Annotated in this window: 9 protein-coding genes and 1 pseudogene; 6 read left to right on the top strand and 4 right to left on the bottom strand. The window is 55.2% G+C overall.

Translation table 11 applies throughout. The annotated features are described in order from the left end of the window. Positions 1 to 21 precede the first annotated feature (21 nt). The 4 genes from N7268_RS07060 to N7268_RS07045 all read left to right on the top strand — a co-directional run bounded on the left by N7268_RS07060 (position 22) and on the right by N7268_RS07045 (position 3,604). Positions 22 to 963 carry an ABC transporter substrate-binding protein gene (locus tag N7268_RS07060; RefSeq protein ID WP_260862264.1) on the top strand — a complete coding sequence of 314 codons (942 nt, stop codon included), beginning with the start codon at positions 22 to 24 and terminating at the stop codon, positions 961 to 963. Positions 964 to 1,044: 81 nt separating this feature from the next. Then, the gene (locus tag N7268_RS07055; protein ID WP_260862263.1) at positions 1,045 to 1,728 is read left to right on the top strand and encodes a D-lyxose/D-mannose family sugar isomerase; all 684 of its coding nucleotides are present in this window, start codon (positions 1,045 to 1,047) and stop codon (positions 1,726 to 1,728) included. 14 nt (positions 1,729 to 1,742) lie between these two features. Then, positions 1,743 to 2,603, top strand: coding sequence for a ketose 1,6-bisphosphate aldolase (locus N7268_RS07050; protein ID WP_260862262.1), 861 nt, complete (start codon positions 1,743 to 1,745; stop codon positions 2,601 to 2,603). Next, positions 2,600 to 3,604 carry a carbohydrate kinase family protein gene (locus N7268_RS07045; protein WP_260862260.1) on the top strand — a complete coding sequence of 335 codons (1,005 nt, stop codon included), beginning with the start codon at positions 2,600 to 2,602 and terminating at the stop codon, positions 3,602 to 3,604. The genes N7268_RS07050 and N7268_RS07045 overlap by 4 nt, the downstream gene beginning before the upstream one ends. Positions 3,605 to 3,653: 49 nt before the next feature. On the opposite strand, the gene N7268_RS07040 is transcribed toward N7268_RS07045, so the two are convergent. Then, on the bottom strand, positions 3,654 to 4,385 hold the full coding sequence (locus tag N7268_RS07040; protein WP_260862259.1) for a response regulator: 732 nt from the start codon (positions 4,383 to 4,385) through the stop codon (positions 3,654 to 3,656). 287 nt (positions 4,386 to 4,672) lie between these two features. Here N7268_RS07040 and fdhF point away from each other — a divergent pair, with 287 nt between their 5' ends. Next, entirely contained in the window at positions 4,673 to 6,820 is a 2,148-nt protein-coding gene (gene fdhF / locus N7268_RS07035) for a formate dehydrogenase subunit alpha (RefSeq protein WP_260862257.1), read from the top strand. Between the two features lie 216 nt (positions 6,821 to 7,036). Next, on the top strand, positions 7,037 to 7,720 hold the full coding sequence (gene yjcO / locus N7268_RS07030; RefSeq protein ID WP_198907211.1) for a Sel1 family TPR-like repeat protein YjcO: 684 nt from the start codon (positions 7,037 to 7,039) through the stop codon (positions 7,718 to 7,720). A 46-nt stretch (positions 7,721 to 7,766) separates the two neighbouring features. Here yjcO and gltP read toward each other — a convergent pair whose 3' ends face one another. The 3 genes and pseudogenes from gltP to nrfF all read right to left on the bottom strand — a co-directional run bounded on the left by gltP (position 7,767) and on the right by nrfF (position 12,165). Continuing rightward, positions 7,767 to 9,077, bottom strand: coding sequence for a glutamate/aspartate:proton symporter GltP (gene gltP, locus N7268_RS07025; RefSeq protein WP_260862254.1), 1,311 nt, complete (start codon positions 9,075 to 9,077; stop codon positions 7,767 to 7,769). Positions 9,078 to 9,420: 343 nt separating this feature from the next. After that, positions 9,421 to 10,041 (bottom strand): heme lyase NrfEFG subunit NrfG, encoded by a 621-nt coding sequence (gene nrfG, locus N7268_RS07020; RefSeq protein WP_260862253.1) that lies wholly within the window; start codon positions 10,039 to 10,041, stop codon positions 9,421 to 9,423. Beyond that, positions 10,038 to 12,165, bottom strand: a pseudogene (gene nrfF, locus N7268_RS07015) (heme lyase NrfEFG subunit NrfF). The gene nrfG and the pseudogene nrfF overlap by 4 nt, the downstream one beginning before the upstream one ends. Between the last annotated feature and the right edge of the window lies 1 nt (position 12,166).

The following is a 12,166-nucleotide window of genomic DNA, read 5'->3' as shown; positions in this document are numbered from 1 at the left end:
TACAGCTACGAGGAAGACAACATGCGTTTGAAGCCATTAGTTACCGCGCTCTGTGCTGGCGCACTGCTTGCCGCGACGCCCTATGTGCAGGCAAAAGAACTGAAATCAATCGGCGTCACGGTGGGCGATCTTGCCAATCCGTTCTTCGTGCAGATCACCAAAGGCGCGGAGCTGGAAGCACGCAAGCTGGCAGGCGATAGCGTTAAAGTCACGCTGGTTTCCAGCGGTTACGATCTGGGACAGCAGGTCTCGCAGATCGACAACTTTATCGCCGCCAAAGTGGACATGATCATTCTTAACGCGGCGGACTCCAAAGGGATCGGCCCGGCGGTCAAACGCGCGAAAGATGCGGGCATTGTCGTGGTCGCCGTTGACGTGGCGGCGGAAGGCGCGGACGCCACCATCACCTCCGATAACACCCAGGCAGGGGAAATGGCCTGTAAGTACATCACTGACCGCCTGAAAGGCAAAGGTAACGTAGTGATCATCAACGGGCCGCCAGTTTCTGCCGTACAAAACCGTGTGGAAGGCTGCCAGACCGAATTTAAACGCCACCCGGATATTAAGGTGCTTTCACATAATCAGAACGCCAAAGGCAGCCGCGAAGGCGGTCTGGAGATCATGACCGCATTACTGGCGGCCAATCCGAAGATCGACGGCGTGTTTGCGATTAACGATCCCACCGCGATCGGTGCCGATCTGGCGGCAAAACAGGCTCAACGTAGCGAATTCTTTATCGTGGGCGTGGATGGTTCGCCAGATGGAGAAGAGGCACTGAAGCGTGAAAACTCACTGTTTGTGGCGACGCCAGCACAAGATCCGCAAGTCATGGCAGCCAAAGCGGTCGAAATCGGCTATGACATATTACAGGGGAAACCCGCCCCGAAAGAGCCTGTGCTGATCCCGGTGACGATGATCGATAAAAACAACGTCGGCAGTTATAAGGGTTGGACAGTGAAATAACGGAAGCCGCCTCTGTGCAGGCCTGATAAGCGCTGTGCTATCAGGCCTGCCTGGCGACGCCACACAAGGAGAATTCTGCCCATGAAGCGCTCCGCAATAAACGAAATTCTTGGCCATACGCGCCAGTTCTTTTCCCAGCACGATGTGCACCTCCCCCCTTTTGCCAGTTTTCCGCCAACCCAGTGGCGCAAACTCGATGCCTCGGCCTGGAGCGAAGTCTTTGACCTCAAACTCGGCTGGGATGTCACCGCCTTCGGCGGCAACAACTTCGCCGCTCAGGGCTTAACGCTCTTCACGCTGCGTAATGGTTCGCCGAAAGGCATGCCTTATGAGAAATGTTACGCGGAAAAAATCATGCATGTCCGCGATGCGCAGGTCACGCCAATGCATTTTCACTGGCGCAAGCGCGAAGACATTATCAATCGCGGCGGCGGTAATTTGATTGTTGAACTGTGGAACGCCGACATCCGGGAACAAACGGAGAATAGCGACATCAGCGTTGTGATTGATGGCTGTCGGCAAACCCATGCGGCGGGCAGCCGTCTGCGCCTGGCACCCGGCGAAAGCATCTGCCTGACTCCCGGCCTGTATCACAGCTTCTGGGCTGAGGAAGGTTTTGGCGACGTGCTGGTCGGCGAGGTCTCTTCCGTCAATGATGACGACCACGATAACCATTTCCTGCAACCCATCGCCCGCTATAACGACATTGAAGAAGATGAACCGGCGCAACTGGTGCTGTGTAACGAGTATCGCCTGTTCCGCTAACCAAGGAGCGTATTATGCCGTTGATTTCTCTTGCCGATGGCCTCGCCCATGCGCGCGAGCACCGCTACGCCTTAGGGGCGTTTAATGTACTGGATTCGCACTTTCTGCGCGCGCTGTTTGCCGCCGCGAAACAGGAACGCTCACCGTTTATCATCAACATCGCCGAAGTGCATTTTAAGTATATTTCGCTGGATTCGCTGGTTGAGGCCGTGAAATTTGAAGCCGCCCGCCATGATATTCCGGTGGTACTCAATCTTGACCACGGCCTGCATTTTGAGTCGGTGGTGCGGGCGCTACGCTTAGGATTCAGTTCGGTGATGTTCGATGGCTCCACGCTGGAGTATGAAGAAAATATCCGCCAGACCCGCGAGGTAGTGAAGATGTGCCACGCCGTTGGCGTGTCGGTTGAAGCCGAGCTGGGTGCAGTGGGCGGCGACGAAGGCGGTGCGCTGTACGGGCACGCCGATGAGTCGCTGTTTACCGACCCGATGCTGGCACGGGATTTCGTTGACAGAACCGGGATTGACGCGCTGGCGGTCGCCATTGGCAATGCACACGGCAAGTACAAAGGCGAACCGCAGCTGGACTTCCCGCGTCTGGACGCGATTCGTCAGCAGGCGGCGATCCCACTGGTGCTACACGGCGGTTCCGGCATCAGTGACGAGGACTTCCGTCGCGCCATCGAACTGGGGATCCACAAAATCAACTTCTACACCGGGATGTCACAGGCGGCGCTGGCTGCGGTGGAATCTCGCATGACACAGCGTCAGCCCCTGTACGATGAGTTCGCCGAGCTGTTGTTAGGCATTGAAGAGGCCATTACCGATACCGTTTCAGAACAGATGCGCATTTTTGGCAGCGCGGGGCAAGTGTGATGGAGCGCAGGGGGATCATCGCGGCCGGCAACATGCTGGTCGATCATGTGCATCAGATTGTGCAGTGGCCGGAGCGCGGCTGGCTGGCTGAGATCACCCATAGCGAACGCGCAACGGGCGGCGCGCCGCTGAACGTACTGTTGACGCTGGCAAAAATGCATACCGGTTTGCCGCTGCAGGCGGTGGGATTGATCGGCCAGGATAGCGATGGCGACTACATTATGGCCATGCTGGAGCAGTATCACGTGAATCGCCAGCATGTCCAACGCACCACGTCAGCCCCGACCTCAATGTCGCAAGTGATGACCGAACTCAATGGCCAGCGCACCTTTTTTCACTCGCCCGGCGCCAACCGTCTGCTGGACCTGCCTGCCTTTGAGCAACTGGATACCTCGATGAAAATTTTCCATCTGGGCTATCTGCTGCTGCTCGACAGCCTGGACATGCCGGATGCTGAGTTCGGCACGCGCAGCGCACGGTTGCTGGCGCAAATGCGTGAGAACGGCTTTGAAACATCGCTGGATTTGGTGTCGCGCAAGGGCGATCCACGCTATCAGCCGTTGGTCATGCCCGCGCTGCGTCATCTGGATTATCTGGTGATCAACGAGCTGGAAGCGGGCGAATTCAGCGGGCTGGAGATCCGCCAGCCCGACGGTGAGCTACATATCCCACATATCGCCACCGCCGCGCGTCAACTGCTGGACGCTGGCGTTCGCCAACGGGTGGTGATCCACTGCCCGGAGGGCGCCTGGGGTGAAACGCCGGATCAGGCTGGCGCCTGGATACCCTCGCAGCGCCTGGCGCAGGAGGAAATAGTCGGCAGCGTCGGCGCGGGAGATGCGTTCTGCGCAGGGTTTCTCTACGGCTGCCATGAGCACTGGTCGCTGGCCGAAAGCATCAAGCTGGCGCACGCCTGCGCACGGGCAAGCTTGCTGTGTGCTAACGCTATCGACGGCGCAAAAACGCTGGAGGCGTTAAAAGCCGGAATGGCTGATAGCTGATCACACTGGGTTTATCAGGTCTGGAATGGCCACGGGCAACCGGGCAACATTATGCCGCCTTATCGTGATGCTGGACGTCGGCGGCGAACACATACCCCAGGCCTCGGAGGGTTTTAATCAGCATCGGCTGGTGCGGGTTGTTTTCGATTTTTCGCCGTAGCCGCATGATCAACACGTCAATGGTGCGGTCAAACACCTCAACGCTGTCGCTGCGCGTCAGTTCCAGCAGTTGTTCACGGCTCAACACCCGGCGGGCGTTTTGCGCCAGCGCCAGTAACAGGCTGTATTCGCCCTGCGTCAGATCCACTTTCAATTGCTGAGGATTACGTAACTGGCAGCCTGCGGTATCCAGATGCCAGCCATTAAAGGAGAGCCCCGTGGTTTGCGAGCCTGCGCTTTCTCCACTCAACACGCCAACGCGTCTGAGCACCGCCTTCACCCGCGCCACCAGCACGCGCGCATTAAACGGTTTGCCAATGTAGTCGTCAGCGCCCATTTCCAGCCCCACCACCACATCCGACTCACTGCCAAGCCCGGTCAGCATCACCACTGGCAATCCCGGCCTCATCTTTTGCACCTGTTGCAGCACCATCAGGCCATTGATATCGGGCAACATCATATCCAGCAAGACCAGCGCGATATCTGGCTGAGTATCAATGCGGCGCAGTGCCTCCTGCCCGGTATGGCAAGCGGTCACTGTAAAGACGTGTTCGCTCAGCACATCATGTAACAGTGTGCAGATCGCCACGTCATCATCCACAACCAGTATGGCTGGCTTCATTGTGCTTCCCCATTTCTTGCCAACTTAAATGAGTGTGATTGATTCTGCACAGAGTGACAGCGATAAGGCACAAGGACATGCGGGAAACATAATCTCGGTCACACTGCCAGGCTGTCACACATTTGGAATTCGTCACGTCAAATATGACGACAGCCTGTTTTTCGTCAGCATTTTGCGCAAAATTTGCGCGTATTATCGGTAAATGCCCCTGATAAAAACATGGCATAAAAGATGCATAACTAAAGCGACAGCGCGTAAGCGCGATTTGATTAACTGGAGCGAGACCGATGAAAAAAGTCGTCACGGTTTGCCCATATTGCGCATCAGGTTGCAAAATCAACCTGGTGGTCGATAACGGCAAAATCGTCCGGGCTGAGGCGGCGCAGGGGAAAACCAACCAGGGTACCCTGTGTCTGAAGGGCTACTATGGCTGGGATTTTATCAACGATACCCAGATCCTGACCCCTCGTCTGAAAACCCCAATGATCCGTCGCCAGCGTGGCGGCAAACTGGAATCTGTTTCCTGGGATGAAGCGCTAAACTACGTCGCTGATCGCCTGAGCGCCATCAAAGCGAAATATGGCCCGGACGCGATTCAGACGACCGGTTCATCTCGTGGTACCGGGAATGAAACCAACTATGTAATGCAAAAATTCGCACGCGCCGTTATTGGTACCAATAACGTTGACTGCTGCGCTCGCGTCTGACACGGCCCTTCGGTTGCAGGTCTGCACCAATCGGTCGGTAACGGCGCAATGAGTAATGCTATCAATGAAATTGATAACACAGATTTAGTGTTCATCTTCGGGTACAACCCGGCGGATTCCCACCCTATCGTGGCGAATCACGTGATTAACGCTAAACGCAACGGGGCGAAAATTATCGTCTGCGATCCGCGCAAAATTGAAACCGCGCGTATTGCCGACATGCACATCGCGTTGAAAAACGGCTCGAACATCGCGCTGCTCAACGCCATGGGTCATGTCATTATCGAAGAAAAACTGTACGACCAGGCGTTTGTCGCCTCCCGTACGGAAGGCTTCGAAGAGTACAGCAAAATTGTCGAAGGCTATACGCCGGAGTCCGTCGAAGAGATTACTGGCGTTAGCGCACAGGAAATTCGTCAGGCTGCACGTATGTACGCATCGGCGAAAAGCGCGGCGATCCTGTGGGGCATGGGTGTTACCCAGTTCTATCAGGGTGTGGAAACCGTGCGTTCACTGACCAGCCTCGCCATGCTGACCGGTAACCTCGGTAAGCCAAGCGTGGGCGTTAACCCGGTTCGTGGCCAGAACAACGTTCAGGGCGCATGTGACATGGGTGCGCTGCCGGATACCTATCCGGGCTATCAGTACGTTAAGTTCCCGGAAAACCGCGAGAAATTCGCTAAAGCCTGGGGCGTAGAAAGTCTGCCTGCACATACCGGCTATCGCATCAGCGAACTGCCGCACCGTGCGGCGCATGGTGAAGTTCGTGCAGCGTACATTATGGGTGAAGATCCATTACAGACTGATGCTGAACTTTCCGCAGTGCGTAAAGGCTTCGAAGATCTGGAACTGGTCATCGTGCAGGATATCTTCATGACTAAAACCGCCGCTGCCGCAGACGTTATTTTACCGTCTACGTCATGGGGTGAGCATGAAGGCGTCTTCTCTGCGGCTGACCGTGGCTTCCAGCGCTTCTTTAAAGCCGTTGAGCCGAAGTGGGACCTGAAAACGGACTGGCAGATTATCAGTGAAATCGCCACCCGTATGGGTTATCCGATGCACTACAACAACACCCAGGAAATCTGGGACGAGTTGCGCAATCTGTGCCCGGATTTCTACGGTGCCACTTACGAGAAGATGGGCGAACTGGGTTATATCCAGTGGCCGTGCCGCGATACCTCAGATGCCGACCAGGGTACGTCTTACCTCTTCAAAGAGAAGTTCGACACCCCGAACGGCCTGGCGCAGTTCTTCACCTGCGACTGGGTAGCGCCAATCGACAAACTCACCGACGAGTTCCCGATGGTCCTCTCTACGGTGCGTGAAGTCGGCCACTACTCTTGCCGTTCCATGACCGGCAACTGTGCGGCTCTGGCTGCTCTGGCGGATGAACCGGGCTACGCTCAGATCAACACCGCTGATGCCGAACGTCTGGGTATTCAGGATGAAGATCTGGTGTGGGTTAACTCTCGCAAAGGTAGAGTCATCACCCGTGCGGCAGTGAGCGATCGTCCGAACAAAGGCGCAATTTACATGACCTACCAGTGGTGGATTGGGGCATGTAATGAGCTGGTAACCGAGAACTTAAGCCCGATTACCAAAACGCCGGAGTACAAGTACTGTGCCGTCAACGTTGAACGCATTGCCGATCAACGTGCTGCCGAACAGTATGTCATTGATGAATACACCAAGCTGAAAGCCAGTCTGCGCGAAAGCGCAATGGGCTAAGCCCGTCCCAACGGCCTCCTCCTGGAGGCCGTTTTTTTATGCCAATCATCTCTCTATACCCTAAATAATTCGCGTTGCAGGAAGGCGGCAAGGAAGTGAATCCCGATGAGCTTACTCGGGGAAGTGATTCGGGTGAACGAGCGCAGCCAACGCACATGCAACTTGAAGTATGACGGGTATATACTGTTCATTCCCTACACTAAATCTAAATATAAGATGAAACGACTTTTCGCCTTGATGGTGTTAATAACCTGCTTTGCTCACGCCGATGAGCCAGGCAGTCAGTTTCTGAAAGCCGCTGAATCAGGAGACCGACGCGCGCAATACTTTCTCGCCGACACTTGGTTTAGTTCAGGTGATTTGAGCAAAGCCGAGTACTGGGCACAAAAAGCAGCCGACAATGGTGATGCGGATGCCCTGGCTTTACTGGCGCAAATTAAGATCACCAATCCGGTCAGCATGGATTACCCGGAAGCCAAAACACTGGCCGAAAAAGCCACGCAGGCGGGCAGTAAGGCCGGGGAAATTACGCTGGCCCGAATTCTGGTGAACACCCAGGCGGGACGACCCGATTATCCCAAAGCCATTACGTTGCTCCAAAACGCCTCTGAAAACCTGGAAAGCGACTCCGCCGTCGATGCGCAAATGCTGCTTGGGCTGATTTACGCCAACGGCGTGGGTATTCCCGCAGACGATGAGAAAGCGACCTGGTATTTCAAACGTAGCTCCGCGATTTCTCGTACCGGTTATTCCGAATACTGGGCCGGGATGATGTTCTTAAACGGGGAGCAGGGTTTTATTGAGAAGAATAAACAGAAGGCGCTGCACTGGCTGAATCTGAGCTGTACGGAAGGGTTTGATACCGGCTGCGAAGAGTTTGATAAGTTAACCAACGGCTGATATTTATTGCCGGATGGCGCAGCGCCATCCGGCAATCCATTAACCGTTACTGAGCGGTTTTCTCAAATTTACCCAGCACTTCACGCTCATACGCCAGCGCTTTCTTGCGGTCAAATTTGTGTTCCCACTTGGCGATAACCAGCACCGCCAGCGCATTCCCCACAACGTTCAGCGCAGTACGCGCCATATCGAGAATACGGTCAACGCCCGCGATAAACGCCAGACCTTCCAGCGGAATGCCCACGCTGCCCAGTGTCGCCAGCAGGACGACAAACGATACGCCTGGCACGCCCGCAATCCCTTTCGAGGTCACCATCAGCGTCAGCACCAGGACTATCTCCTGCCACAGCGACAGGTCGATCCCGTAGAGCTGAGCGATAAAGATCGCCGCGATACTCTGATACAGCGTCGAGCCATCCAGGTTGAATGAGTACCCGGTCGGCACCACGAAGCTGGTAATGGAGGCAGGTGCGCCATAAGCTTCCATCTTCTCAATAATGCGCGGCAGCACGCTCTCAGAACTGGCGGTAGAGTAAGCCAGAATCAGTTCGTCTTTCAGAATACGAATCAGGATCCAGATACTCAGCCCGCAGATGCGCGCCACAATGCCCAGCACCACCAGTGCGAAGAACAGAATCGCGAAATGCACCAGCAGCACCAGCTTCGCCAGCGGCCACAGGGACGCAAAACCAAAGTTCGCCACGGTGACGGCAATCAGCGCAAAAACACCGACCGGCGCATAGCGCATGACCATGTGAGTCACTTTGAACATGGTTTCGGAGATGGAGCGGAACACGGTTACCAGCGGTTCACGGTGCGTTGCTGGCAGGGAGGAGAGGCCTAAGCCGAACAGTACCGAGAAGAAGATAATCGGCAGCATGTCGCCTTTCGCCATCGACGCGATAATGTTGGTCGGCACCAGAGACAAAATCGTCCCCATCAGACCATGCGCGTGGCTCTGCACTTCTGCAGTCGTGCTTTGATATTTCGAAATATCCACGGTTGCCAGTTGCGACATATCAACCCCGGTGCCAGGCTGGAACACGTTAGCCAGCGTGATACCGAGAATAATCGCCACGGTGGTGATCACTTCGAAATAGATAATGGTTTTTGCGCCGATACGGCCCAACTGTTTTGCATCACCCACCCCGGCAATCCCAACCACCAGCGTTGAAATCACAATCGGAACGACGATCATTTTGATCAGGTGGATAAAGATATCTCCCGCAGGAGAGAGCAGATTGACAACCAACCATTCCCGGCTGTCACTGTGGTAATGCAGATAACTCCCTAGCAAAATGCCCAGCACCATGGCGATCAAAATCTGCCAGGCCAGGCTGACTTTCAAATTTTTCATAACAACGGACTTCCTCGATGGAGCGCTATTCCACATGCAAAATGTGAGAACAGTACATACTGAAAGGGTATGATATGTGTTGCGTTCGTTTATGGAGTTTTTTAACGCGCAATATCATTATCATTTGCATGCCATCTTGCGCAACCCTTTAAGAACAGGGGGTTTAGCTGAAATTCTGCATAAAAACGCGAGTTTATATCGTTAATCTTGAATAACTTTTTGTTATAAAAGAATTTTAATTTGATCAAAAATGAAGAAGTTAATCGGTGAGTTTTTTTTGCCCGCGCGTTCGATTGCCTGTTTTTTAAACACCAAAAACGATGTAAATCACAAAAAAACAAAATTATTTCTGCCGATTCTGCAACAACTTCGCCATATTAATAGAGTCGATCAACTGTGCGCGGTTCACCCTCGGTGAGTTCAAATCCAGTACTTTTTGCCACTGAAAAATAGCCTGAGCATAATCAGCCTGCATAAATGCATCGGAAGCCAGTAGCATCAGCGCCGTCACCTCCGTCGCGTCCAGCGCCAGGGCTTTATCAATCATTTCACGGGATTGCGGCGTCATATGTTGTCCGGCCTGGTAATACAGTACTGTCGCCAGCGCCGAGTATATTTCGGCATTTTCACCGCGTAAGCGCAGCGCCTGTTCATAGGCCAACAGCGCATTGTGGTACGCGTTTTGCCAAAGGTAATACTCGCCCAGTTGCGCCCACAGCACGCTGTCCTGCGGGTTGGCGCGAATGTTTGATTGCAGAGAAAGCAGCTGTTTTTCCTGAATATTTTCATCAGAGAAAGCATGTAGCGGGTCTGCCAGGCGAGCCTGTTCCTGACGAACGGCCTGCCATTTTGGCGTCATCAGATAGCCACCGACGCAGGCAATCACCATCACCACAACCGCCGCGGCCAGACGTTTCACCGGCATCGGCCGCAACGGTGCTGCGGCATGTTCGGACCGACTCATGGCGCGCCCTCCTCTGTGCGTTGCCGTCTTCTCACCCGCCAGACAACCACACCGATCAGCAGCAACAGAAGACACGGCAGCGCCCACAGCAACAACGTTTGCGCATTCAGCGGCGGATCGTAACGGACGAAATCACCGTAACGTTCGGTCATCCAGGCCGTGATCTCCGCTTCACTTTTCCCTTCAGCTACCATGCTGTAAACCTGATGACGCATACTGACCGCCACGGGCGCATTGGATTCCAGCAAGTTTTGGTTCTGACACTGCGGGCAGCGCAGCTGGCTGGCAATAAACAGGGCTTTTTCCTGCTGTTGCGGGTTTTCAAAGCGCCAGGTGTCCACAACCTGGGCATATGTCGCGAACGTCATGAAAAACAGGAGGATGAAACCGAAGATCCTACGCATCACGCTTTCTCCCTCGCCACCCGCTCAGCAACGCGCCGAACACCATCAGCAGCCCGCCACCCCAAATCCAGCGTACGCCGCTTTGCACATATAAGCGCATCGCGTAGCGGTCCTGACCGGTCTTTTCGCCGATCACCGCATACCAGTCATGCAGCAGGTTCCAACGGATACCTGGCTCCATCATTTGCTGGCGACGCGCGGCATAGAAGCGCCTTTCCGGTTGCAGACTGCCGATCGGTTTCTCATCCTGCCACAACGTAATCAGCGCTTTTTCGCTGGTGTAGTTTCCTTTTGCTTCCAAATCCAGACGCTCAAAACGGAAAATGTACCCCGCCAGTTCGACCTGCTGTCCCGGACTCAGGTTCAGGCTAATTTCCTGACGACTTCCGCTGGAAAAGACAATCCCCGCCGCGAAAACCAGCACCCCCGTATGCGCCACTAGCGCCGGAAGCTGGCTCCCCAACGACACTTTCCGGGTTCTGATGGTCGCAATCATGATGACCACCAGCATCAGCAGACCAAATGGCAAGGTGGCGCGGTTAAAGTACGGCGCGCCTACAGAGAGGCGTCCCCAGCCCAAAAGACCGTAAATCATCGGGTAGAGCGTGCCAATCAGCACAATCAGTAGCACCGCGCAAAAGAGCAGTAGCGCGATCAGAATCATCATTTCACGCGACCAGCCGCCGAATCGCGCGCTCTGGCGAAGATCCTGCGCGCGCCAGGCATACAAACCGAGCGACGCCAGGCTGAGTAACGCAAACAAGGCAAACAGCGGCGCAGCGCGGACGTTATCCAGCGCGAAGGCATGCACAGACACCAGGATGCCGGATCGCACTATCAGCGTGCCCAGTAGCGATAAAATCAGCGTGACAATCGCCAGCAGCAGTGACCAGTGGAGGAAGATCCCGCGCTGACGCGAGACAGACAGGCTATGCAGCAACGCGCTGGCGGAAAGCCAGGGTAATAAGGACGCGTTTTCTACCGGGTCCCAGAACCACCAGCCGCCCCAACCCAACTCACAATACGCCCACCAGGAGCCGAGGATTATCCCCAGCGTCAGGGCACACCAGCCGGGCAGCGCCCAGCGCCAGCAAACCCAGGCGGTGGCGGCGCTAAAGCCTCCACGCAACAGTGAAGCTAACGCGACGCCAGCCGCCACCATCAGGCCACCGTAGCCAAGATAGAGCAGCGGTGGATGGAGGATAAGCCCCAGATGCTGCAGCATCGGGTTCAGGTCGCGTCCTTCAATCGCTGGCGGGAAGATGCGTACAAACGGATCGGACCAGACCACCACAAACAGCAGTAATAAGGCCAACATGATAGACAGCACGCTGAGGGCCAACGGAAACAACGTGTCCTGCTCACGTCGATAGCGCCAGGCAAACAATGCGCTCCAGCCGGAAAGAAACAGGACCCACAGCAGAAGCGAGCCTTCATGACCGCCCCAGACCGCCGCCAGTTTTAATCCCCACGGCAGCAGGCTGTAACTATGCTGAGCAACGTAGACAACAGAGAAGTCGCTGGTGAGAAAACAGAAAATCAGAATGGCAAAGGCCAGCAGCAGCAGCGTAAATTGCGCCCACGCACCGGTACTCGCCAGACGCATTACCCCCTGCCAGCGCCCGCGGATGCCCGCCAGCGCGGCAAGCGGGGTCAACACATTGACCCCGAGACTCAACAACAGTGCCAGAAACCCGGCTTCAGGCAGGAATACGTCCAGA

Origin of the sequence: Citrobacter sp. Marseille-Q6884 (assembly GCF_945906775.1) — a bacterium.
Taxonomy (GTDB): Bacteria; Pseudomonadota; Gammaproteobacteria; order Enterobacterales; family Enterobacteriaceae; genus Citrobacter.
Note: the sequence above shows the minus strand (reverse complement) of the source record. Positions and strands in the feature narration are given on the sequence as shown.